Origin of the sequence: Hymenobacter glacieicola (assembly GCF_014640315.1) — a bacterium.
GTDB classification, from domain to species: domain Bacteria; phylum Bacteroidota; class Bacteroidia; order Cytophagales; family Hymenobacteraceae; genus Hymenobacter; species Hymenobacter glacieicola.
In genome coordinates, this window is record NZ_BMGS01000008.1 from 122,510 (window position 1) to 147,283 (window position 24,774).

Here is a 24,774-nt window from a genome sequence, read left to right on the forward strand (position 1 = left end):
CACTTGTTGCTACAACTCGTGCCTGCGTGCTAAAGTCCTTCACGAGGTTCAGCATGCCGTATTGTAGGTGGCATGCCGCAAGCCTAATAAGATACGTTGGTTTTTGCTATTATTACAGTAAGTATCTTTTATTTAGTGCGTTACATTGGTAGTATTAGCCTATGTCCTTTATTAAACGTGTCGCGTTGCTTATCATGCTTGGCTGCGCTACCTCCGTGGCTCAGGCGCAACTTCTGCCCGTGCCTAACAGCCGCAATCCTGATTGGGTGTTGGAAAAAGCGGCTGTGCCCAAGCCTGACGCATCTGTGCTGCCTCTTATCACCGACCGGATGCCCAACGCAGCGCAAAAAAGTATTTCCAGCAGTGGAAACCGCCATTACTGCTGGGACGCCCAGCAGCAGCTAGCCTATGAATGGGTTAGCCAGCCGGGACGAGTAGCGCCAGACCAACGCGTAACCGTGCGCGAAGAACGAACGGGCACTGCCTATACCTACCGCCGGCGGGCCAAGTAGCCGGAACCTCATTTCCCACTTTCCACCCATGCCTACTCCCCGCGTTCTGGCCACTCCCGCCGCCGAAGCCACCATTGATTTATTGCGCGAGCAACATGGCCCGCTGATGTTCCACCAAAGCGGGGGCTGCTGTGACGGCTCCTCGCCCATGTGCTTTGCCAAGGGCGAGTTTCGGGTTGGCAGCTCCGACGTGTGGCTGGGCCAGATTCATGGGTGCGACTTTTTCATGAGCGCGGCGCAGTTTGAGTACTGGCAGCACACCCAGCTCATGGTGGATGTAACCAAGGGCCGGGGCGCCAGCTTCTCGCTGGAAATTCCACTTGGCGTACGGTTTCTGATTCGCTCCCGCCTGTTTACGGAGGAGGAATCCAGAAGCATGGCACCCGTGTATGACGGGGAGGAATATGTAGGCAGATCGGCGGAGGCCTAACGGGCAGCGGGCGTATGTACGGAGGGGTTTGTGCGTATTTGCGCGTGGTAAATGCGTGTAAGCCGGTAGAGAAATACGTGTTTTTCGACTGGTTTTCAAGGGAGAAGGGCGCGTATTCCTAAGAAGCCTATTCGGCTGAATAGGATGCCTGTCTGTTCTTTCACCCTTCACCTACACCGTATGTTCTATCACGACCGACAACTCCAGTACAAAGTCCGGGTGGACAAACCTGATCCTGTATTTGCCCGCATGCTGCAGCAAGCCATTGGCGGCATCGAAGGCGAAATTCGGGTGTGCCTGCAATACCTGTTTCAGGCCTGGGGCAACCGCGGCCCGGAGAAGTACCGCAACATGTTGCTTGAAACCGGTACGGAGGAAATAGGCCACATTGAAATGCTGGCCACGGCAGTAGCCCTTAACCTGGAAGGTGCTCCTACCAGTATGCAGGAAGAGTTTGCCAACGATAAAGTAGTTGGCGCCATTATGGGCGGCATGGACCCGCGCCACATTCTTTCCTCGGGCATGGCCGCCTTGGCCGTGGATGCGAATGGGGTACCGTTCAACGGCTCGTGGGTAGTAGGCAGTGGCAATATTGTGGCCGATATGTACAGCAACGTGGCGGCCGAAGCTACGGGCCGCACCCTGGCAACCCGCCTCTGGCACATGACCGACGACGCTGGCATGAAGGATTTCCTGTCCTTCCTAATTGCCCGCGACACCATGCACCAAAACCAGTGGATGGCCGTCATTGAAGAAAACGGCGGCCTACGCTCCATGCCAGTACCTAACAGCTTCCCGCAGAGCGAAGAAGTGCAGGGCTTCAACTACGCCTTCGTCAGCACCTATATCGGCTCCGATACTACCGAGGGCGGCCGCTGGACCCAGGGCCCCTCGCTCGATGGGAAAGGTGAATTCCACGTGGAAAAAGCTGCTCCGCTGGGCGGCATCCCCAAACTGGCCCCACCCGTGCCGGGCGCTTTCGCCCAGAAAGAGCAGATGACACCTGTTGACTCCCTGATTGGCACTGTCACGAGCAAGATTGAAGGTGCACTGAGCGGCAGCGGGGGCACCTCCACTACTGACAGCTGATAGCAGAAGCCACTTTAGAACAAGAAAAAGCCCCGGCCGGTTGGTCGGGGCTTTTGCGTAATGCTAGCAGGGGCAGGCTTAGTTGCTGACTTTCACGGGCAGGCCCTCGAGCTGCACGTAGCTGAGCTTCCAGGCATTTTTCTTGTTTTTCTTCCAGAGCAGGATAAAGTTGCCCTCGCCTTCGCCGCTGGGCTGGCCGGGGGCCTCGGGCAGTACTTCCGTGGAGAAAGTGCCGGCCTCGTAGGCTGTGTTGGCGTCGGTGCCCGCGCTGGTGCCGTAGAGTTTCAGGTCGGCTATGGTACCCATAGTGGCGCGCACCCACTTATCTGAAACTTCTGACTTGCCATTAAAACGGGTAGCGCCCTGGGCGTACTGCACATCGTCGGCCAGCAGCGTGTCGAGGGCCGCCGTGTTTTTGGCGTTCCAGGCGCCGATGAATTGCTGGTTGAGGCTTTTTACATCTACAGCAGCAGCGGCGTCATCTGGCTTAGGCGCCGAGCAGGAGGAGGCCAGCAAAGCGGCACTCCCGAGCAGAAAACCAAAAAAAGGTTTCATGGGAACAGAGGTTAGGTGAGGCAGAACGGGGAGAAAAAGAAGGAAACAAAACGCCCAGGCCCGGGGGCCTGGGCGTTGAAGCTACAGGAAAAAGCGGGACTACCAGCTCTTGCGACGTACTTCCGAGGTAGGATAAGCCGCGTCGCGGGCACCGTAGTTGTTGTTGGGCAGGTAAGCCGAGCTCATGGCCAGCGAGGTAGGAGCAGCAGCGGCGGCCGGAGCGCCGAAGCTGTTCATCATGGCAGGAGCGGCAGCCGGAGCAGCAGCGGCAGCCGGAGCAGCAGCGGCAGCAGCCAGGGCGGCGTTGTTGTTAGCGCGGGCTTTGGCTTCGCCGCGGGCAATGCCGGCGCGGTAAGCGGCAGCACGGCGCTGCTCAGCACGGTTGGCGGCCGCTACGCGGGCGGCCTCGGCGCGGCGCTTGTTGTCGGCGGTCCGGCCGATGCTGTAGCCCAGGCCGGCCCCAGCGGCACCGCCCACGGCGCCACCTACTACGCGGTTACGCTTGTTAATCAGAGCACCCGCGGCGGCACCGCCCAGGCCACCAATAATGGCACCTTTGGCGCTGGAGCTAACCTTGCGGTCTTGAGCAAAGCTGCTGGCAATGGTAGTGAAGAACATCACGAGGGCGAGAAGCAAACTTACCTTTTTCATGTCAAGAGAAATTTAGGGTGAGCGGGCCAGTTGATCAGCAGCCCTGAACTCAGTTTTACAAGCACCATGCCAATACGAACCGAATCTGCCCCGGGTTCAGCCCGGAAACAGGGAAAAGCAGGCGGCTTTTTCTATCCCAGCAGTCAAGTAAAAACAGGCTCTAGCTCTCTGCTGTAAAGGTTTTCGCGTACAGTTAGCTATGGAAGAAACGTTACTATTCCGGGTTGATAAAATTTTTTCTCTACCCGGCCTGGGCCTGTTGCTGCTACCGGCAAACGCGGGCCCCGAACTCCGGGAACTGGCCCTGCACACGGCCCTGCGGCTCACCTTGCGCTACCCCACCGGCCACCAGGAAACAGCAATAGCCACCGTAGAGGAAATAGCCCGCACCGAAGAGCCGGCCATCCGGGCCCTGCTGCTCACCCAGGAAAGGGCGGGGCCCGTACCCACCGGCACCGAGGTATGGTGGAGCGGCGCGGAGGTAGGCTGGGAAGAGCTGCTTTAGCGCAGCCAGCCGCCGGCATCCAGCCAGTTTTGGAGGCGGTCCGTCCAGTTGTCTTTGGTAGTGGGGTTGAGCATGCCGAAGCCGTGGCCGCCGTGCGGGTACAGGTGCATTTCGGCGGGCACTTTATGTTGCAGGCAAGCCTCGTAGAAAACCAGGCTGTTCTGCACTTTCACCACTTGGTCATCCGCGGCGTGCACCAGGAAGGTAGGCGGGGTCTGGGCAGAAACCTGCAGCTCGTTGGAATACAGTTGGATTTGCGTGGGAGTCGGTTTTTCGCCGATGAGGTTGGTGCGGGAACCGGCGTGCATGAGTTCCTCGGAAAAGCTGATAACCGGGTAAAGCAGCACCAGGAAATCAGGCCGCACGGAGGTGTTACCTTGAGGGCCGCTGGCTGGGGTAGCGAAGTGCGTGCCCGCCGTAGCAGCCAGGTGCCCACCGGCCGAAAAGCCCAGCAGCCCAACCCGGCCCGGGTTCACGCCAAACTCCGTAGCGCGCTGCCGCACCAGCCGCAGGGCCTGCTGGGCATCGAGCAAGGGCACCACGGATTTATCGGTTTGGCTTTGGGCATTGGGCAGGCGGTATTTCAGCACGAAAGCCGTAATGCCCATTTCATTCAGGCGCCGGGCCACATCGTAGCCTTCGTGGTCCATAGCTAGCAGGCCGTAGCCACCGCCGGGGCAGATAACCACGGCCGTGCCGTTGGCTTTGGCGGGTTTGTACACCGTGAGGGTGGGCTGCACCACCTTGGAAATTCGGATGCTGCCGCTGGCTTGCTTGTCCACTACCTCTTGCACACTGCTGGGCTTGGCGTTCGGAATGGCGCCGGAATAAAGCGGAAGTACCGGCTGGTTTTGGGCCTGAGTAAACGTCACGGCAAGAAGGCAGAATAGGAAGGAGAGAAGGTTACGCATAGCGGCAAGGTAGGGGAGAAGCAGGGCATTTAAAGTAAAAAAGAACGTCATGCGGCGCTGGTCGAAGTATCTCTACCGCTTCGTTGTAACGAGTAAGTTACCTACGGTAGAGATGCTTCGACTGCGCTCAGCATGACGTTCTGCTTTTGCTAACTTCCTGCTACCTGTTACCCATACCTAGGCGGGGCTAGGCGCAGGACGTTGGCCCTGGCCGGGGGCGTCAGGGGCGGGGCCGCCGTGCTCTTCGTCGGGTTGGTAGTTGGCTTCCAGCTCGGCCAGCTTTTCTTTGCCGTAGGCGAAACGGGTAATGAGCACGTAGAGCACCGGCACGATGAAAATGGCCAGCACCGTGGCCGAGAGCATGCCGCCGAGCACGGTCCAGCCGATGGTCTGGCGGCTTTGGGCGCCCGCGCCGGAGGCAAACACCAGCGGCAGCACGCCCAGGATAAAGGCCAGGGAGGTCATCACAATCGGGCGCAGGCGTAGGCGCACGGCCTCCAGGGTAGCATCCACCAGGGGCATGCCTTTATCGACCCGCTCCTTGGCGAATTCGATAATCAGAATGGCGTTTTTGGCCGACAAACCAATCAGCGTAATCAGACCAATCTGGGCATACACGTTGTTGGTGAGCTTGGGCAGGAAGGTCAGGGCCAGAATAGCCCCGAACGCGCCTACCGGCACCGCGAGCAGCACCGAAAACGGCACCGACCAGCTCTCATACAGCGCGGCCAGAAACAAGAACACAAAAGCCAGCGACAAGGCAAAGATGTACACCGTCTGCCCGCCGGCCAGCAGCTCCTCCCGGGTCAGGCCCGAAAACTCGTAGCCGTAGCCCTGGGGTAGGGATTGGGCCGCCGTTTCCTGCAGGGCCCGGATGGCGTCGCCGGAGGAGTAGCCGGGGGCCGCGTTGCCGTTGATTTCGGCGGAGCGGAACAGGTTGTAGTGCGAAATCAGCGGGGCCGATTCGGTGCGCTTATAGCTGGTGAGGGTGCTCAGGGGCACCATGCCGCCCTGGCTGTTGCGCACGTAATACTGGCCCAGATTGCTGATGTCGCCGCGGTACATGGAGTCGGCCTGGGTCACGACGCGGAAGTTGCGGCCGTACACCGTGAAGTCGTTCACGTAGGCCGAACCCAGGTAAGTGCGCAAAGCCGTGCCAATGTCGGAGATGGACACGCCCAGCTTCTTGGCTTTCTCCCGGTCAATGGTGAGCTGATAGCCGGGCGTGTTGGCCGTGAAGAAGGAGAAGGGCGCGGCAATTTCGGGGCGCTTGCGCAGGGCCCCGAGGAAGTTCTGGAGCTGGGCGTCGAAGTTCTTGATGTCGCCGCCGGCCTCGCGCTCCTGCAGGATAAAGCTGAAGCCGCCGGTGTTGCCCAGGCCCGGAATAGCGGGCGGCGAAATCACCACAATGTTGGCTTCCTTGAGCCGGCTCAGGCGCTTTTGCACGGTCGCAATCAGGCCCTGCAGCTGCACTTCCTTGTCTTTGCGCTCCTCCCAGGGCTGAAGCTGGCAAAACACCGTGCCGCTGCTCGATTTAGAGGAGAAGTTCACCGCATTCAACCCACCCAGACCCGCGTAGTGACGGATACCTTTAATCTGGCCCAGCTCCTTCATAATCTCCTTCAGGGTGCTCACCGTGCGCTCCGTGGAGGAAGCCTCGGGCAAGTTGAACGTCACGATAATCCGGCCCTCATCTTCGGTCGGGATAAAGCTGGAGGGCTTTTTGGCGAACAGCAGACCCGTGCCGGCCACAATGCACACCAGAATCACGACCACGAAGCGGGAGTGCTTGATGCCGCGCTGCACGCCGTTGCCGTACTTGCTGGTCACCTTGTCAAACCAGGTGTTGAACTTGAAGAACAGCCGGTCGAGGCCACGGGAGTTCTCGTCGCGCTTGTGGGGCTTGAGCAGCAGCACGCACAAGGCCGGCGTGAGCGAAAGCGCCACGAAGGCCGAAATCAAGACCGAAATGGCAATGGTAATGGCAAACTGCTGGTACAAGCGGCCCGTGATGCCCGGGATAAAGCCCACCGGCACGAACACGGCCGCCAGAATCAGGGCAATGGCAATAACGGGCGCCGAAATTTCGCGCATGGCCGCCAGGGTAGCGTCCAGGGGGCTCATGTTCCGCTCGTTCATGTTGTGCTCCACGGCTTCCACCACCACAATGGCGTCATCGACCACAATGCCAATGGCCAGCACGAAGCCGAACATGGTAAGGGTGTTGATGGTAAAGCCCAGCGGAATGAACATAATGAAGGTACCGATGATAGACACCGGAATGGCCAGCACCGGAATGAGCGTGGAGCGCCAGCTTTGCAGGAACAGGTACACCACCACAATTACCAGCAGCAGGGCCTCCACCAACGTGTGCAGCACTTCCTCAATGGATACTTTTACCACGCTGGCGGCCTCGAACGGCACCACGTAGTTGAGGTCGGCGGGGAACTGCTTTTTGAGCTGCTCCATGGTGGCATTCACGTTCTCGTAGGTTTCGAGGGCGTTGGCGCCGGGGGCCTGGTACACGAGCAGGTAGGCGGCGCGCTTGCCGTCCACGAAGGAGTTGTTAGCGTAGTTGAACTTGCCCAGCTCCAGGCGGGCCACGTCCTTGAGGTACACCACGGAGCCGTCCTCGGGGCGGGTTTTGACGATGACGTTGCCGAATTCCTCGGTGTTGGTGAGGCGGCCTTTTACGAAGACGATGTACTCAAACGTCTGGCCGGTTTGGGCCGGCGGCGCGCCAATGGAGCCGGCCGCAATCTGGGCGTTCTGCTCCTGAATGGCGGCCGTTACTTCCTGGGCCGTCACGCCCAGTTGGGAAAGTTTATCGGGGTTGAGCCACACCCGCATGGAGAAGTCATCGGCCCGGCTTACAATGTCGCCTACCCCTTTGGTGCGCAGCAAGGCATCCTTGATGAATACGTTGGCGTAGTTATCCAGGAAGGTGGTGTTGTGCGAGCCTTTGGGCGCGTACAGGGCCACCAGCATCAGAATGCTGGGGTTTCGTTTGCGCACTACCAGGCCCAGGCGCTGCACTTCCTGGGGCAGGGTCGGCTGGGCAATGCCCACGCGGTTTTGCACGTCGAGGGCGGCAATGTTGATATCGGTGCCGACCTCGAAGTTCACCGTCATGCTCATCTGCCCGTTGCTGGTGCTGTTGCTTTGCAGGTAGGTCATGCCCGGCGTGCCGTTCACCTGCACCTCCACGGGCGTGGCGACGGTCTGCTCCACGGTCTGGGCGTCGGCGCCGGTGTAGGTGCCGCTCACCGATACCGTGGGCGGCGTAATTTCCGGATACTGCCCCACGGGCAGATTCAGGATGGCCAGCACCCCCACCATCACAATCACCAGGGAGGTGACAATGGCCGTGACGGGGCGCCGGATAAAGGTTTCTGCAATCATGTTATGGATAGCTTGGGCTACAGCCAATAGCTGGTAGCGCGTTGCTGATGGAGCTGAACGCTCATTGGGAAAACAAGAACCGTCGTGCTGCGCCCCACCGAAGCGTCTCTACCGCTTCGGTGTAACAAGTAGAGTTACTCACGGGAGAGATGCTTCGATCAGCGCGGCCTGACGCCCCTTGGCCAGGTGTGCGACTACCTGGCACCTCCGCCAGCAGCCGGGGCCCCTGCTCCGCCACCCTGGGCCGGGCCGCCGGCCTGGGCGGGCGTGCCGGTCTGGATTTTGCCGCCGTCGCGCAGGCGCTGCAAACCCTCCGTTACTACCTGGTCGCCGGCCTTGATACCTTCTAGCACCACGATTCGGTCGCGCAGGCGCGGGCCGAGCTGCACTTTGCGCTGGTAGGCCTTGCTGCTGTCACCGGCCACGAAGACGAAGTTTTCGCCCATTTGCTCCACAATAGCTTTGTAGGGCACCACAATGCGGCGGCCCGACTGGCGGTTAAGCACCCGGAGCACCGTGCTCATGCCGTCCTTTAGCTCGCGCTTGGGGTTGGGGAACTGCACCCGAACCTGGACGGTGCCGGTGCCCTGGCTCACGCCCCGATCAATGGCCAAGATTTTGCCCGGCTGGTTGTAGCGCGTGCCATCGGGTAGCTCCAGCAAAAAGGTGGAGTCTGCGGCGCCGGCAGCACTGCGCTGCATCTCCGTGAACAAGCCCAGGTTGGCTTCGCTAATGACAAAATCAACGCCCATGGGGTCCTCGCCGCTGATGGTGTTGAGCAGGGTAGAGCCGGGGCTGACCTGGGAGCCCAGGCGCACCTGCGAAATGCCGATGCGGCCCGTGAAGGGCGCCTTGATCAGGGAATAATCAAGGTCGGTGCGGGCGGCGGCTACCGCGGCCTGAGCCACGGCAATCTGGCTTTGGGTGGTGGCGTAGTTGGTGCGGGCGTTGTCGACAAGCTGGCGGGCCACGGCGTCCTGCTCCAGCAGCCGCTCGTAGCGGTTCAGGTTTATCTGGGCGTTCTGGGCGGTGGCGCGGGTAGCGCTCAGGTTGGCCAACGCCTGCTGGTAAGCCGCCTGATACTTGCGCCGGTCGATTTCATAAAGCGGCTTGCCCTTGGTCACTACCTCGCCTTCCTTGAAGAAGATTTGGGTGATAAAGCCGGCGACCTGGCTGCGCAACTCCACGTTGTTGATGGCCACGGCGGTAGCCGGATACTCGTCGTAGTACACGGCGTCGGTGGCTTGGGCGGCTACCAGCGTAACGGGCGTGGCGGGCGGCGGGCCGGCCGCTTTTTCCTCTTCTTTTTTGCCGCAACTGGCCCAGCCAAACAGGCCCGCGGCATAAGAAAGGGCAAGAATTGTTTTTTTCATATCAGGGTAGCAGGAGCGGCGAAAGGAAGGAGTATCGAAATCAGAGCGGGTTTTGCGGAGCCGAAGCGTTTCGGTTGGCTGATATTGTCAGACCAGAACGTCCTGCTGCGCTTGTCGAAGCATCTCTACCGCTTCGTTCTCACGAATGAGTTAGCCAGCGGTAGAGACGCTTCGACAAGCGCAGCAGGTCCCATTTCATTTTGAAGACGCAGGCTAAAGCGTGCATTCTTACTGTTAATAGGAGGTAGGCAGGTTGCCCTGGGCGCGGAGCAGATCAACCTTGCTGCTGAGCACCTGGAATAGGGCGCTGTAGTAGTTGAGCTGGGCCGTGCGCAGGGTGGTCTGGGCCACAATTACATCGAGGTAGGTTTTGATGCCCTCCCGGTACTGCAGGTTCACTACCGAGTACACTTCCTTGGACAGGGCGAGGTTGCGCTGCCCAAACAGGTAGTCGGTGTAGTAGCCTTTGTACGTGGCCAGGGCCTGCTCAAACTCGGTGTTGATGCGGTTGCGGGTGGCCAGAATATCCTGGTCGATGCGCTGATCGGTGAGCCGCTCCCGCCGCAGGTTTTGCAGGCGCCGCATACCCTGGAAGATGGGCAAGCTCAGCTGCAAGCCGACAAAAGAGTTGGGGAAGCGCTGGCCATACAAGTCGCCGAAGTTGTTGTTCTGGAACACCGCGTTGTAGTTGCCAAAGGCCGACACAGCCGGCAGAAAGCCCCAGCGGTAGTAGCTAATCTGGGCCGACTGCAGGGCCTTCTGGGTCTGAAGCTGCTGAAACTCGATGCGGTTGGTGGGGTCCAGCGTTACGGTGGTATCCACGAAGGCATCCTGCATTAGCCGCAGCGTATCGTACTGCAGCGTGAGCGGCTGCTGGCCGGCTACCCCCATCAGCTCCCGCAGGTACGCCGACTTGCCCTTGATGGCTTCAATGGCCTGCTTGCGCGCCACAATAGAGTTGTTGAGCAGAATCTCGGCCTGCTTGTAGTCGGTTTTGTCCACGATGCCGGCGTCGTAGCGGGCGCGGGCATCCTGGAGGCTGCGCTGGAGCCGCAGAATGTCCTCGTTGAGCACATCCAACTGGCGCTGGGAAAGCAGCACGTCGTAAAAGGCCTTGCTCACATCCGTCACCACATCGATGCGCACGCCGGTGGTGTTCTGCTGGTAGAACTGGCGCGAAGGCCGGGCGCTGCGCAGGGCCAGCAGCACGTCGTTGTTGTACAGGGCCTGGGTGCCCGCCAACCCCACGGTAGAAGTGTTTTTCAGGCCGATTTGGCGCGGCACGCTTATGCCCTCCGCGTTGGGAAATACGGTGTAGGGCAGCTGGAAATAGTGCTGGCCGGTGGCATTCAGGTTGACTTGGGGTAGCCAGCCGGCCAGCCCGATGCGGATGGTAGCCTCGTTGGTTTCCTCATCGAGGCGGGCCTGCCGCAGCACCGGCTGGTTTTGCAGCGCGTACTGCAGGCACTGCTCCAGCGTTAGTTGGTTGCTGGGCGGCGGTGGCGTTGTGGGCTGAGCCTGAGCCCACGCGGGGGCAAGCAGGGTAAAGCTGAAAAGCAGCCGTAGCACCCGTTTTATGTGTTTCATATCCTAGTAAAAGCAGCTACCACACCTGGTAGCTAAAGCACCACTGGCTACCCTCTGCATACCAGTCACTAGTTCCGACCTCAGGCGCAAGGACACGACCCGCTTTGCCCGCGCTGCCTGCTACGCCTGCTATTCGTGAAAAAAATAGGCTGGTTGGTGAGCCATTGTGGGCCCAGACAGGAGCATTCAGGCCGAACAATATTCTTCCTGCAGATTCCAAGGCAGGTAAACCGGCTCTCGGCTCAAATGTTAGCGGCGGCGCAAAAGAAAGTTTGTCATCTGCTCCGTGGGTCCCTCTTCCGCACACCCCTGCGCCCAGGCCCGTCGGGCCAGGTCATTCTTCTTGCCTGGCGTCTGCCGGAGCTTTAGTCCAGCTCCGTGATGGTTACCAGCACGTTGGTATTGCGGCCGTGGTCGTCGGCACAGGAGATTTTGAGCGGCCCAGGTGTGGGCTGAAAAAATACCCGCTCGGTAGCCGCGGCGGCCCGTAGGAACTGGTCGTTCACGTACCAGTACACTTGCCGCACTTCGCTGGGGGTAGTGCAGCTGAGCAGTAGCTGTTGCTGTTCGCGGCGGTTGAGTACGTACTCGGTGTTGGGGGTAGGGGAGGTGATGCTGGGCGCCCGCTCGGCATCGGTACGCACTAGCTGGCACTGGGGGTTGTGCGGGGGCAGGCGGCGGTAGGCAATGCCCCGGGCCTCTTTATATGCCGCTACCTCGGGTAGGAGGTTGGGGTACAGCTCGCGCCGAAACCCCGCCGCCGGTGCGCAGGCCCGGCAGTAGGTGAAGCCGCCATCGGCAGAAACCAGTACTTCGCGCTGGTGCTGGCAGCGCTGTCCGTTGCTTACGCCGGGCAGGAAATAGTCGATTACCTGGTTTGGGCAGTTCTCGCCGGGCACCAGGCCGGTTTCGGCGCACACCAAGCGAAAATCCAGGGCAGCAGGCGGGGCAAACCAATCGTTGGGCGAGTTGTAGGCCAGGGCATTGAACAGGTCAAAAAGCAGGGGAGTGGCCACATCGGCTCCCGTGAGGGCCGGGCTGCCCTGGCCGCTGAAGTTGCCCACCCACACACCAATGGTATACTCGCGGTTGTAGCCAATGCTCCAGGCGTCGCGGCGGCCGTAGCTGGTGCCGGTTTTCCAGGCCACCTTGGGCAGACGCAGGCTGCTGGCCGCACCCAGCGGTAAATCGGGACGGGTAAGCTGGGCGAGGATGTCGGTAGTAAGGAAGGCCGCAGCGGGGGAAATGAGCTGCTGGCCGGCTGGCTCCCGGCGGGTGGCCTTATCCTCCCGGTTCCCCTCGGCGGAGAGGGAAAGGAGGGGGCCTGACGATTTTTTAGCGCTGGAAAAACTAGCAGTTAGTTTCTCCTTTACCTCCGGAGAGGGGGCTTGGGGGCAAGGCGTCGCGGCGGGCGGGGCTACTAACTGCAACCCCTCGTACCGCCCGCCCGCCGCCAGCGTCACGTACAGGTTTGTCAATTCCTCCAGCGAAGCCCCGCAGCCGCCCAGAATGCTGCTCAGGCCCAGGCGGGTGCGGTTGCGCGTCACACTCTGGAAGCCGGCCTGGTGGAGCTTGTCGGTGAAGGTGGGCACGCCCAGCTGATTGAGCACGCGCACGGCCGGAATGTTAAGCGAGTAAGCCAGGGCCCGTTCCAGCGTCACTTCGCCGTTGCAGTGCTTGTCGAAGTTCTCGGGGCGGTAGCCCTGGAAGTTGGTGGGCACATCGGGCAGTAGCAGTTTGGGCGTCACCAGGCCCCGGTCCATGGCCAGGGCGTACAGAAACGGCTTGAGCGTGCTGCCCGGCGAGCGAACGGCCACTACCCCGTCGTTCTGGCCCTGGCTGCCGAAGTCGTGGAAATCCGCCGAGCCCACGTAGGCCTCTACCTGCCGGGTACGGTTGCTGACGACCAGCACGGCGGCCTGGGTAATGCCCAGCTCGTGGAGGCGACGCACGTAGTTACGGGTGAGGTCTTCGGCCTTGCTTTGCTTGCCGCGCTGCAAGCTGCTGCGGATAATGGCCTGGCGCGGAAACTGCCGTACCAGCCGGCGCGAGAGGTGCGGGGCCAGGGTGGGCGCGGCGTGGCGCTGCACGTCCAGGGGTTCCAGCAGCGCGTCCTCCACGTCCTGCCGCGGAAACAGGCCCGCCGCCCCGAAGCGCCGCAGCCACCGGTTCCGCTCCCGCAGCACGGCCGCGTTGTTCTGGCCCAATATCAGCCCGCGCGGGCGGTTCGGGATGATGGCCAGCGTTACGGTTTGAGCCAGGGAGAGGTAGTCGGGCGTTTGCTGGAAGTAGAGCAGGGCCGCCGACTTCACGCCTTCCACGTTGCCGCCGTAGGGCACCAGGTTCAGGTAAAGCTGCAGAATCTCGTCTTTGCTGTAGTGCAGTTCCAGCTGCGTGGCGCGCAGCATTTCCAGCAACTTATTGCCCAAGGTGCGCTCTTTGGGTTCCAGTAGCCGGGCCACCTGCATGGGTATGGTGCTGGCTCCCGTGGTGCGCCCCCGGCCAAACAGGTTGCGCCCCGCCGCCTGCACCAGAGCCACCGGGTTCACCCCAAAATGCCACCGAAACCACCGGTCTTCCTTCTCGATGATGGCCTTACGCAGCACCGGCGTGATTTCGCGCAGCTCCGTTTTCATCCGCCACTTCTGGGTGGGGTTAAGGTAGGCGTGCAGCACCGAGCCATCGGCGGCCAGTACCAGGGGCGAGTACTGCGGGGCAGAAGGCAGCGGAAATGCCAGATCGAGGCCGGTGAAGAGCACCAGCAGCACTACCCCCAAAGCTCCCAGACTACGCAAGACAACACGCCGGTTCATGGCCTCAAATATACCGGCCACCAGATGATTCCACTGCCTGGTCGGGGGCGGTTATGACCTACCCGGGCTGTGAATCTGCTTTACTGCTGAGTTTTAAGATAATAGCTCATTTGTTGCGTAAATGGCGAAGAATGAATGATATAGCTAATAATTTGATAGATAACGGGGTGTATAGTTGAAATAATTTCAAAAAAGGTAAATCTGCATATTGCCGTTGCGCGTAAGTAATCGTGACTGTGCAGCAGGAGTAGCAACAGTCGTGGGTTGTAGCTGGCCACTCGCTCACTGATAAGTACACTTCGCTGCCGTCGTCGTCCTAATCCTTTCCCTATTTCACAACCTTTACATGAAAAGCAAATTTATTCTCACGCTGGCGCTGGCGGGCGCTAGCATCAGCGTGTCGTTTGGGCAAGCCACCGTTGACCCCGAGTTGCGGAAGGCGTTGAGCACCAACCCAACGGCTCAGGTAATTGTCACTTTTAAGGGCAACGGGGCGCCTGGCCTGGCGCAACTAGGGTTGTTGCAGCGGCTGGGCATTACGCGCGGTATTACGCTGCGGGCCCTGCCAGTAGCCGGCATTATGGCTACCGCGGCGCAGGTAAATGCGCTGGCCCAGAATCCGGAAGTTCGCTCCCTTTACATCAACAAGCGGCTCGACTATTACAATTTCGACGATACGCACCTGACGGGCGTCAAGCGCCTGCGCACCGATCAGCAGATGACGGCCCGCAACGGCGGCCTGCCGGTTTCGGGTAAGGGCGTGGGGGTGCTCATCAACGACAGTGGCGTGGATGGCACCCACGAGGACATCAAGTTTGGCTCTCACCTGGTGCAGAACACGCTGGGCTCCACCAACCTGAACTCGCTTAGCGCCCTGTTGCCGGTAACGTACCTTGAAGGCGTGCCGAACACGGATACCAACTCGGGGCACGGTACCCACTGCGCCGGCACGGTAGGCGGCACCGGGGCCCGCTCCGGCGGGAAGTACGAAGGGGTAGCGCCCGGCGCCTCGTTGCTGGGCTACGGCTCCGGCGGCGCCCTGCTGGTGCTCGATGCTATTGGCGGCTTTGATTACGCCCTTACCCACCAGTTTCAGTATAACATTCGGGTGATTAGCAACTCCTTCGGGAGCAGCGGCGACTTCGACCCCAACGACCCGATGAACGTGGCCACCAAAAAGTGCTACGACCGGGGCATGGTAGTCGTATTCGCGGCTGGTAACGAAGGCCCCGGCGCCGATACGCACAACCCCTACGCCATTGCGCCCTGGACTATATCGGTGGGCGCCGGTGACCGGAACGGGCTGCTGGCTGATTTCTCCTCGCGCGGCGTGCGGGGTGAGCAGGGCACATTTACCGTAGACGGCGAAACCTGGACCTATAAGAACGAACCCGCACTGGTAGCGCCCGGTGTAGATGTGGTTTCGACCCGTGCCATTGCCCCGGTATCGTCGTTGGGTGCCCAGCAGGACGTGGAAGTGCTGCAGCCCGGCGAGGTTCCGTTTTACACTCACAGCAGCGGCACTTCTATGGCTACGCCCCACGTAGCCGGCATTGTGGCCTTGTTGCTGGAAGCCAAGCCAACGCTGAACCCGGCCCAGGTGAAGGAGCTGTTGCAGAGAACGGCAACCAACATGCCCGGCCGCGAGTCGTGGGAGGTGGGAGCTGGCTACGTAAACGCCTACGCCGCCGTAGATCAGGCGTTCCGCTCCACCACGTACGGCTCCACGGTTAACGCCAGCCGCCGCTTTAACAGCAGCGTGAATGCGCAAACCACTACGGTGCCCTTTACCATTAACTACAACCCCGCGCTGGCCGCCGGCAACCAGTTTACCTTCCCGGTAAGCGCCGGCACCAATAGCCTGGAGGTGAAAATTTCCTCCCGGGGCCTGTTGGGTGAAACCGGTAACCCCACCAACCTCATCCTGATTGACCCCAACGGGACGCAGTACCGCTCCGGTACTCCCGTGACGTTCACGCTCACCACGGACCGCAGCGTGGCAGTGGCCGCGCCGGTAGCCGGCACCTGGACGCTGAAAGTGGACGGCCTGCAGGGAGTAGCCCTACCCGAAACTGTTACCGGCAACATTTCCGTGCTCACGGCCGCCGGCACCACCAACCTCACCGACATTGTAGGCCATCCGGCCGAGGCCTCCATCAAGCTGGCCGTAACCAACCGCCTGGTTGATGGCCTGAGCAATGGCTTTCGTCCTGATGCCCCGCTTACCCGCATTCAGCTAGCCGATTACCTGCTCATGGGCCAGGGTATCCGGCAGTTGCTGCCCTTCAGCGGCGCCCGTTCCTTTTCCGATGTTTCCTCGGCCGCCGAAGTACTCCTGACAGAATCGGTAGTGGCGAAAGGCGCGGCCCAGCGCGACCGGTTTCACCAGGCTAGCGGTGTGATGCTGCCCACGGCCGCCGGTACCTTCTCGCCTAGTGGCCTCGTAAACCGCGCTTCGCTGGCCTATTCGCTGGTGCAAAGCCTGGGCTTCGAGCAGCAGGCCCTGGCCCGCAACAGCCAGCCCCTGACGGTGCAGGTAAACGGGCAAACCATTCCGGTGGAAGATGCCGCCAGCATTCCGGCCGCCCTGAAAGGTTACGTCAGCATTGCCCTGGAGCTGAACCTGATCAATGCCTACTACTCCGTGAAGCAAGGCCCTTACGACCTGCAGCCTACCCTGCACGCTACGTTCAAGCCTAGCCAGAATGTTAGCCGGGCTGATTTTGCCGTCATCGTGAGCCGCACCTTCCCGCAGTACGACGCTGTAACCCAGCCCAGTGCTACCAGCACCAGCGCCGTTACGGCCGCCACCGCTGCCCCGGCTACTGCCGACCTGCTGGACCGCAGCACCGTAGCGTATCCGAACCCGTTCACTGGCGCAACTACCATCAGCTACCACTTGGCCCAACCCGGCCCGGTGAGTGTGGAGGTGTACAATACGCTGGGCGTGAAAGTGCGCACCCTGGTAGCCGGCACCGAGGAAGCTGGTTTGCACCAAGTGCGCTTCGAGGCCCAGGAGCTGGCGCGGGGTACCTACCTGTTCAAAGTGAAAAGCGGCGCGGCCGTCACCACACAACGCCTCGTCTTGCAATAAGTCAGGTTTATCTGGCAATCAACAAAAGGGGCCTGCTCAATCGAGCAGGCCCCTTTTTCGTTGAAGCAACTTTGGTAGCTGCGGGGGCATGCTACCTTTTGGTTATCTAGGCGGCTCGGGCACTTCCACTTCCAGCTCAAAGTCGCGCTTGGGCGGGGCTTCGTTATTGGAAGCGTTTCGGTAGAGGAAGCGCAGCGTGGTTTTGCCGGGGTTCAGCGCCTGAAATTGAAACGTTACGTCTTCTTCGCTGCCGGCTTTGGCCTTTTTCTTCGGCTTCTTTCCGGCCTGAGCGGGCGGAGGCGTCACGAGCTGTATCACGTTATCGGTTATGGGCATTACCTCCCATTGGTACTGGGCGCCGGCGGTGTTATCGAGCCGAATCTGCAGCTGGTCACCTTTGTTTACTTTCACGCGGCTGTGGTTGCCGTACTCCGTGACGTTCACGTTTTTGGCTACCCCGGGCTTGTCGATGGTCACAAACACGTGAAAGAAGCCGCCCAGCGTAGAGTAGCCCGTGCCCGGTTGCGCCGAAACCAGGGCCAGATCCAGGCCCCCGGTGCCGGTAGCCTGAAAGTGAATTTCAAACGTGGCCGGTGCCCCCGGCACGCCGCTGCTGATACCCGGCAAGCTGTGCACGGTAGTTGGCGTCAGCTGGCCCGGATACGTCTGCGTCAGGCGCCACCCGAAGCGCGGCGAAATAGTCGGCAGCCGGATTATCAGCTGGTCGCCCACGTTCAGCTGCACCTGCTTGCCGTTGTCGTTGGCCGTGAGCGTGACGATGTCGGCGCGGGCGGGAGTGGCTAAGCCAAGCCCACCGCATACCAGAAGCAATACCGCCATTAGGCGCCAGGAGAGGGAGAAGTAGGCCAGTTTCATAGCGCGGCGCTAGAAGTAGAGTGGATAAACAGCAACGCAGCCGGCCGCTTAGAAAGCGCCGGCTGCGGTAGAAACTCTACGGATGTAAGGGTAAAAAGCTGCAGCTGAGCTTTCCAGGACGTAGAGACGCAATAGTTGGAGTCTCGTCGTTGGTGATGTTGTGTGCTAGGTATCGGTTCTAGGCTAGTCGTTCAACGACGAGACGCAATAGTCAGAGTCTCGTCGTTGGTGATGTTGTTTTATAGCGCGTGGTATGGGTCGTTCAACGACGAGACGCAAAATATTGCGTCTCTACACCGTTAGCGAAACACTCCGTCTGGTTTGCCTTGGTCGGCAGTCCACTGAGAAGGATTGTTTGCGATGTAACGCCGGGCTTTTTCCAGCTCAGCTTCATTCCGAATTACCCGATCAAAATAGCCGGCCTGCCACGCAAAAGGCCATTGGTTACGGGTTGCCCAGGACTTCACCCCGACTTTAAAGCCCCGCACCACAGACGCCAGGTTCTGGCTTTGCGGCCCAAACGTGTTCTGGCTGGGTGAAGCGGTAGTGGGCCTGTGAAAGAAGATGATACCATGAATATGGTCAGGCATTACCACGAATACATCAGGAACAGCAAATGGAAAATGCTGAGGTATTGCTTTCCAACATTCCAGCGCCACCAAGCCTACCTGAGTAGGTAGCAATACCGCTTCTTCGCCAGGTAATACCCCTTCCTGTATCTGGCCAAAATAATGATGACGGTTTTGCGTGCAGATAGTAATGAAATATACCCCATTCTGGCTGTAATCGTAGCCCCGCCAGCGAGTTGACGCAACGCGGTATTTGTCCTGATACAATCCGTTATCCATGTTATATAATTTGTATAAATGGTGTAGAGACGCAATATCTTGCGTCTCGTCGTTGAACGACCCGTACCACGCGCTATACACAACATCACCAGCGACGAGACTCCAACTATTGCGTCTCTACCGCACGCGCACCACGCCGCTGCCGGCGCAGCTGTGGTACTCGGCGTTATACATGGCGTCGGCACTGACGGGGCCGAGCTTGAAGGTGCCTTTGCTCACGGCGCGGCAGAGGTAGTAGAACGACTTAGGCTGGGGCGTAACGGTCGTGAACAGGTTGATCCGGTCGTCGCGCACGTCAAGGTAGTCGGGTTGGGCGGCGTCCTTGGCCCAGGTCAGGTCGCGGACGGCCCCAATGCGGGGATTCTCGATTTCCAGGCCGGCGGGCAGCAGATCCGTAATGGCCACGTTCTTGACTTCGCCCGCGCTTTCCGCTGACTGGATGGTGATTTTGACAACTACCAGGTCGTTTTGCTTGAAGGAGGTAGAGCCAACCGGGTCGCCGTTGCGGTCCAGAAACTGGCGGCGGACTTGTAGGTAGGCATCTTCCTCGCGCACCTGGCCGGTGGGCGAAATGCCTTCCGTTTCCCAGAAGTAGTAGAGGCTGCCCTTGCCGCTGGTGCGCAGGGCCAGCTGGCGGTTAGCCACGTTGCTTACCGTGAGGTCCTTGCCTGAGAAGCTGCCAATGGCCTTGCCATCGGCCAAGAGGCTAGCCGTGACAGTGCTGCCAGCGTTTTTCTTCGCCAGCTTGCCGAGAGCTAGCAGCGCAAACGCCCGTTCCTGAGTGTTAAGCCAGCCGGCCTGTTTTACCTGGCGGCTGAGCTGGCGGGCCAGCACGTTCACCTGGGCGTTGGCGGGGTCGGCGGCGAGCAGGGCGTTGAGCACCAGGGCCTCGTCGCGGAGGGCGGAGGCGAAGGCGTCGCCGAGCTGGCGGCCGGCCAGGGGCGAGGTGCCGAAGCGGGTGGGCAGGGCTTCGCGGTAGCTGCGCTGGTTGCCCGAGAGGGCGAAGGCGCAGGCCAGCACCCAGCGCGAATCTTCGGGCAGCAGCTTGCGGTTGGCCTTGTAGTAATTGAGCCCCACGGCATCGGGGCGGCCGGCCAGGGCCAGCACGTAGAGGGAGTAGGCCACTTCCTTCTTGGCCAGCGTCACGGGCTGAATTACGCCGCCGGCCTGGATGATGTTGTAGGTGTCGGTTTCGCGCTTGCGCACCTGGGCCTGCAGGTAGCGCAGTACCCTATCGAGCACGTTTTTGTTCACATCGAAGCCGGCTTGCTGAGCTTCCAGCAGGAAGTGCGCGGCGTAGGCGGTGGCCCACCAGTTGTCGTAGTCGCCGCCGGGCCAGTAGCTGAGGGAGCCGTTGTACATCTGCTGGGCTTCCACCTTCCGGATGGCTTCCTGCACGTGGTAGTTGGGGTTGTACTTGTTAGAGCTTAGAGCCGAGAGCTTAGAACTTAGACCGTTCTTCTGGCCTAGCGTGGCGGCCAAATCGCCGTAGTACAGCTGCGGAAAAGCGGCCGACACAGTTTGCTCCAGGCAGCCGTAGGGGTATTGCAGCAGGTAGCGCAGGTCCTTGGCAAATTCCGTCATGGGCGAGCGGCTCACCACCAGCTGGCTCCGCAGCGACGAAGGCAGGAAATCGGTTTTCAGGTTCAGCTGCTGGGCCGCACCGCCCGCCACTACGCCTGCCCCCGTGCGCTTCTGCAACGGCGAAGCAGGACGGATGGGCAACTCGATGGTTTCGGTGAAGGTTTCTTTGCTAGGAGAGCTGGTTACAATAATTTTAATGCTTCCGGTACCAATGGAAGGCCTCGCCTTTATGCGGAAGGTTACTCGACGTTCCGTATTTGGTGGAATCGTAGTGCCATAACTAACAGGCTGCAATTTTACGGGAGCTGATCCATCAGACATGAATGGTTCGGCTGATTCAAGCGGGCCAGTAAGTTCGTTTTTCGCCATCACAATCATCTTCTGATGCGTCGTGTTCGTCAAAGTCACCGGCACGTCAATCGTGTCGCCGGGGCTGAGGAAGCGGGGGAGGCTGGTGCTGATGACTACCGGGTCGGCGACGCGCATGGTGTGCTCGGCGGAACCGAAGGCGTCGTTCTTGTAGGCCACGGCCATGATGCGCACGGCTCCGCTGAACTGGGGCACTTGCAGCTTGTAGCTAGCCCTTCCGCTGGCATCGGCGGTGAGTACGCCGCTCCATTTGGCGAGCAGCTTCACGCGGCGGTTGGGCACGGGCGTGGTGCGGCGCGAGAGGTCGTAGCCGTCGCCGCCAGTGCTGCTGGTGCCCAGCTCGGGCAGCAGGAAGGGGTACACATCGTAGGCCTGTACTTCCAGGGCGCGCTTCTGGTAGAAGTAGCCGTAGGGGTCGGGCGTGCGGTAATCCTTCATCTGCAGAATGCCCTCGTCTACCATGGCCAGCGTTACCTGGGCGCCGGGGGCAGTGGTCACTTCAATGGTCTGGGCGGTCTGGGAGCGGCTTTGGGCGGGCGCTTTAATGGCTACTTGCAGCCTGGCGCCGGGCTTCTCCACCGTCAGCGGCACGAAGCCCCGGGCCACGGTAAGGGGTAGGCGGTTGTCCCTGATTTCGCGGATGGCAGTGGCCGTCACGTACACGTTGGGCACGTGGCCCGCGCGAATCGGCACGTCCACCTTAGCAGATTTCTCGTCGGTGTTCACGTAGAAGTGGTCGAGCACCCGGTTGCGCTCCACGGTCACGAGCACGCGACCGGGGAAGGGCGTTTTCAGCAGCAGGTGGGCCACGTCGCCGGGCTCATACTTGGGCTTGTCGGCCTCGATGGTCACCTCGCCCTCGTTATTTACCTCGAAGGAGTTGCTTTGAGTGTCGCCGTAGCCGTAGGCGTACACGCGCTGGGCCACGTAGGTAACGGCCCCTGGCCTGGAAACCCGGATTTCATACTCGCCGGAGTAGGTGGGCGTGAAGCCCAGGCCGGCATCGGAGCCGCCGCTGGCTACCGTTACGGTGCGGCTCAAGACCACCTGCTCACGCTTTTGCGAGTTGTAGATATAGCGGCCGCCCTGGCGCTCAATCACCGTTTCCCAGAGCAGGCGCACCACGCGCACCGTGGCCTGGGCCGAGGTGGGTGTGCCAGCCGGCGTAAGGGCCACCAGCTGCACCGGCAGGGCCTGGCGGGTTTGCACCAACTCGTCCAAGTTCTTCACCCCAAACAGCACCGGCTGGGTTTGCACCTCGAAGGTGGCTAGTCGGTTTACGGGGCGGCCGGTTTCGTCGAATACCGTCGTGAAAGCCGCGCCTTCCAGGATGCCTAGGTCACTGTAATCGGGTACCTCATAGGTAGCGGTGCCGCGGCCGGCGGCGTCGGTCGTGCCTTCGCGTGCGGTCTTCTCGAAGCGGTCTGAAATAGGCGTGGAAACTTGGTCGCCATAGTTACCGCGCTGCTTGTCGCCGCTGTTTATGGCAAACGTAAAATCAGGAAATCTTCCGGTAGAGTATACCTTCTCCTTGAGCGAAAACTCCACCTCAAACTTGCGGTCGGCGGCGGGCGGACCGAACAGATTCTGGGCCGTAATCTGCGCCTCCACCGTCTGGCCGGGCTTCACGACTGGCCTAGAGGCTTTCACGGTCACTTTCATGCGGTCCGGAATGAACTCCTCCACCGAGAGCTTTCTCGAAGTCAGCAGCACGTCGTTGCCGGTCAGCACTTCCAAGGTGTAAAGACCTGTCATCACGGCCGGGGGCAGCAGGAAGCGCGCCTCAAAGGAGCCAGCCGCGTTCAGCGTTTTTTGTAGGCTAGCGTACTCCTTGCCGGTGGGCAGCAGCAGCCTGATCTTCACCGGCAGGCCCTTGGGCGGCGCCTGCCAATCCTCGGTGCGCAGCACGGTATTGGTCTGGATGGTGTCGCCGGGGCGGTACAGGTCCCGGTCGCCGTAGAGGAAGGCCTGGTAGCGGGCGGCGTTGCTCTGGAGGCCCCCCACCTCGAAGCGGGAGGTTTCCACGCGGCTGCGGCTCAGGTCGAGGAAGGTGAAGTCGTTGCCCTGCTGGGCCATCACCATGCCCAGCCGGAAGCGGCCGTTCTGGGCGGTGCTGTCGAATTTTGCTACCCCGTCACCGTTGGTAAGGCCGGTGCCCATCACCTGGTTGTTGGTGCTGATAAAGCGCATTTCCACCCCGCTCAGGGCCTTGGCGTTGCGGATGGAGTTGGCAAACACCAGCGTGCTGCCGGCCTTGCCCTGCTTCACAATCAGCCCGATATCCGACACGGCCACCAGCTTGCTCACCTGCAGCCACTGGCGCTCCGTATCCTGCACCTTGATGATGTAGAGACCCTTCAAACCACCCGCAAATTCCAGGTCCTTGAGGTTCAGATTCAGCAGCCGCAGCCCCTGCGCCTTCGGCAAGCCCGACACAGTGTAGGTACGCTCCGTGAGCACGTTGCCCAGGTTCTCCACGTCGTAGTACTGGTAGGAGCGGTCCACGTACTCGCCGTTTTCGTCCTGCTCCTCCTCGCCCCCCGAGTCTTCCCTGTCCGAGCCGGGGTAGCCATACTGGGTGCCGCTGCGCAGAAGCTGCTGAATGTTGTTGGCGTAGACCTTGGCAATGGTCACTTTCACCTGGCCTACCTCATTGATGCGCACGCCCAGGTTGCGGGAGCCCAGCGCATCGAGGTACATGGCCTTCTCAGCGCTGGCAAAGCTGATGGTGGGCCGCTCATCGGAGAAGCTCACCGTCTGGGTGAAATCCTCGCCCAAATGCCCTCCTAACCCACCTCGCAGCCCCTGGCGCAAGCTCACCTGGTAGCTCTTGCCCACCTCGAAACCGCCCTTGAGCCGGAAGCCACTTTCCAGTTCCTCCACCTCGTAGGCCACCTGCGGCGACACCGACAGGGCATTTCGTAAGTCACCCGTGGTTACCGGCTGGTTGGTCAGGATAGTTATAATAGGGTCAGCGGATTGCAGGGTTCCCGTGATGGAGCGTATCTCCAGCGCCTCCGGGTCGGGAACCTGCACCTGCTTCTCGTAGTCGGAAGTGGTGGCTTGGTCGCTGCCCTGGGCGCGCAGACCCTGGCCTAGCGCCACCGTCAGCGGACTGCCGGGGCGCACCTGTTGGTTGAGGCTCACGCGCACCACTTGGCCCGGCTCCCCGCTAACGTCAAAAGCCACGGGCTGCCCATCCTGTGTCACGCGGAGCAACGGCTTCACGTCGGCGGGCTTCACGGGGTAGTTGAAGGGTAGCTCCACGCGCATTTCGGCCGTGCCTGCCGCCCGCTCCGAGCGGCCCCAGAATGCCTGAGGCTCCTGCAGCTGCAGGTAGGGCGTGTGGAATTTCTGGCGGTTCTCGGGCAGCTCTACGTTGCGTTTGCCCTCTGGTAATGCCTCTTTGCGTAGCGTGGCCGTAAAGGCGGTGCTAGGCTTAAAGGGCGTGCTGGGCGAGAAAATCAGTTCTCTATCCGATGTCCACTTGAATTTGCCGCGCACGGCGGGCTCGAACTTCACCACCTGCACCGTATCCCACCGGTCCTGCTGCTCGGGTGTAGCCACGGCATCAGTGAACTGAAACACTAGGTTCTGGTAGGGGTCAATCTCTTCGCCATTCGGGTCCGGGCCCGCATCGGAGCCCGACTTAGAGCAGGCACACAGCAAAGCCAGCAGCACCAGCAGCGGCAGGCGAGAAAAGGTGCGGAAAAACATGGATAGGGAAGAGCTAGAAAGGACGCCGGAAGGTATAGAAAAACGGCGTTTCTGCTATGTTATGTATAGGTTTGGGGAAGAGAGATTCGTAATAATTAGTAGTTCAAGAAGTAGGCATATGGACAGATTGATAGCTCTACAGCATTTAATAGGTAATACTTGCTGTAAGATCAGACTCAAGGTCTATCATGAGGAATTGGCAACTGAGTGGCGCGGCGGTTTTGGCTTGCCAACTAGAGGCTATATTGAAGTATCAGGTCCTGAGAGGATATCGGATATTGAATGGATAGAGCTTGACCCCATTGTGGTGACCTACATAGGCAGACTTGTGCCACCGAAGGTAACTGTAGTTATAGATGAGATTATTCTTGGATTGAATAACGAAGGTATTGAGTATAAGACGGTGAAAGGTTCAATTAGAGTGTACGGTCAGCAGTTAAGATGATTTTTGAAGTAAT

16 protein-coding genes are annotated in these 24,774 nt (G+C 60.4%); 6 read left to right on the plus strand and 10 right to left on the minus strand.

What is annotated here, in order from left to right:
* Positions 1-161: 161 nt before the first annotated feature.
* From IEW18_RS15420 to IEW18_RS15430, 3 genes are all read left to right on the plus strand, one after another.
* The gene (locus IEW18_RS15420; protein ID WP_188558764.1) at positions 162-512 is read left to right on the plus strand and encodes a hypothetical protein; all 351 of its coding nucleotides are present in this window, start codon (positions 162-164) and stop codon (positions 510-512) included.
* Positions 513-540: 28 nt separating this feature from the next.
* Positions 541-942: a DUF779 domain-containing protein gene (locus tag IEW18_RS15425; RefSeq protein ID WP_188558765.1), complete on the plus strand. Its 402-nt coding sequence runs from the start codon at positions 541-543 to the stop codon at positions 940-942.
* Positions 943-1,122: 180 nt separating this feature from the next.
* The gene (locus IEW18_RS15430) at positions 1,123-2,031 is read left to right on the plus strand and encodes a manganese catalase family protein (RefSeq protein WP_188558766.1); all 909 of its coding nucleotides are present in this window, start codon (positions 1,123-1,125) and stop codon (positions 2,029-2,031) included.
* A gap of 78 nt (positions 2,032-2,109) precedes the next feature.
* On the opposite strand, the gene IEW18_RS15435 is transcribed toward IEW18_RS15430, so the two are convergent.
* Together IEW18_RS15435 and IEW18_RS15440 are read right to left on the minus strand one after the other, a co-directional pair.
* Complete coding sequence (locus IEW18_RS15435; protein ID WP_188558767.1) at positions 2,110-2,586, minus strand: DUF4440 domain-containing protein; 477 nt, start codon at positions 2,584-2,586, stop codon at positions 2,110-2,112.
* A 99-nt stretch (positions 2,587-2,685) separates the two neighbouring features.
* Positions 2,686-3,237 (minus strand): YMGG-like glycine zipper-containing protein, encoded by a 552-nt coding sequence (locus IEW18_RS15440; RefSeq protein ID WP_188558768.1) that lies wholly within the window; start codon positions 3,235-3,237, stop codon positions 2,686-2,688.
* Positions 3,238-3,436: 199 nt separating this feature from the next.
* Here IEW18_RS15440 and IEW18_RS15445 point away from each other — a divergent pair, with 199 nt between their 5' ends.
* Complete coding sequence (locus IEW18_RS15445; RefSeq protein ID WP_188558769.1) at positions 3,437-3,742, plus strand: hypothetical protein; 306 nt, start codon at positions 3,437-3,439, stop codon at positions 3,740-3,742.
* Here the strand turns inward: IEW18_RS15445 and IEW18_RS15450 are convergent.
* The 5 genes from IEW18_RS15450 to pbpC all read right to left on the minus strand — a co-directional run bounded on the left by IEW18_RS15450 (position 3,739) and on the right by pbpC (position 13,828).
* The gene (locus IEW18_RS15450) at positions 3,739-4,653 is read right to left on the minus strand and encodes an alpha/beta hydrolase (RefSeq protein WP_188558770.1); all 915 of its coding nucleotides are present in this window, start codon (positions 4,651-4,653) and stop codon (positions 3,739-3,741) included. The genes IEW18_RS15445 and IEW18_RS15450 overlap by 4 nt on opposite strands.
* Positions 4,654-4,830: 177 nt before the next feature.
* Complete coding sequence (locus IEW18_RS15455; RefSeq protein ID WP_188558771.1) at positions 4,831-8,055, minus strand: efflux RND transporter permease subunit; 3,225 nt, start codon at positions 8,053-8,055, stop codon at positions 4,831-4,833.
* Positions 8,056-8,249: 194 nt separating this feature from the next.
* Complete coding sequence (locus tag IEW18_RS15460) at positions 8,250-9,428, minus strand: efflux RND transporter periplasmic adaptor subunit (RefSeq protein WP_188558772.1); 1,179 nt, start codon at positions 9,426-9,428, stop codon at positions 8,250-8,252.
* A gap of 234 nt (positions 9,429-9,662) precedes the next feature.
* The gene (locus IEW18_RS15465; protein ID WP_188558773.1) at positions 9,663-11,015 is read right to left on the minus strand and encodes a TolC family protein; all 1,353 of its coding nucleotides are present in this window, start codon (positions 11,013-11,015) and stop codon (positions 9,663-9,665) included.
* Between the two features lie 365 nt (positions 11,016-11,380).
* Entirely contained in the window at positions 11,381-13,828 is a 2,448-nt protein-coding gene (gene pbpC, locus IEW18_RS15470; protein ID WP_188558774.1) for a penicillin-binding protein 1C, read from the minus strand.
* Between the two features lie 346 nt (positions 13,829-14,174).
* On the opposite strand from pbpC, the gene IEW18_RS15475 reads away from it, so the two are divergent.
* Positions 14,175-16,922 carry a S8 family serine peptidase gene (locus tag IEW18_RS15475; protein ID WP_188558775.1) on the plus strand — a complete coding sequence of 916 codons (2,748 nt, stop codon included), beginning with the start codon at positions 14,175-14,177 and terminating at the stop codon, positions 16,920-16,922.
* A 102-nt stretch (positions 16,923-17,024) separates the two neighbouring features.
* On the opposite strand, the gene IEW18_RS15480 is transcribed toward IEW18_RS15475, so the two are convergent.
* From IEW18_RS15480 to IEW18_RS15490, 3 genes are all read right to left on the minus strand, one after another.
* Complete coding sequence (locus IEW18_RS15480; protein ID WP_188558776.1) at positions 17,025-17,798, minus strand: protease inhibitor I42 family protein; 774 nt, start codon at positions 17,796-17,798, stop codon at positions 17,025-17,027.
* A 299-nt stretch (positions 17,799-18,097) separates the two neighbouring features.
* On the minus strand, positions 18,098-18,646 hold the full coding sequence (locus IEW18_RS15485) for a transposase (RefSeq protein WP_188558777.1): 549 nt from the start codon (positions 18,644-18,646) through the stop codon (positions 18,098-18,100).
* A gap of 117 nt (positions 18,647-18,763) precedes the next feature.
* Entirely contained in the window at positions 18,764-24,316 is a 5,553-nt protein-coding gene (locus IEW18_RS15490) for an alpha-2-macroglobulin (protein WP_188558778.1), read from the minus strand.
* Between IEW18_RS15490 and IEW18_RS15495 the strand changes: the two genes are divergently transcribed.
* Positions 24,315-24,761 carry a DUF6678 family protein gene (locus tag IEW18_RS15495; RefSeq protein ID WP_188558779.1) on the plus strand — a complete coding sequence of 149 codons (447 nt, stop codon included), beginning with the start codon at positions 24,315-24,317 and terminating at the stop codon, positions 24,759-24,761. The genes IEW18_RS15490 and IEW18_RS15495 overlap by 2 nt on opposite strands.
* Positions 24,762-24,774: the final 13 nt, after the last annotated feature.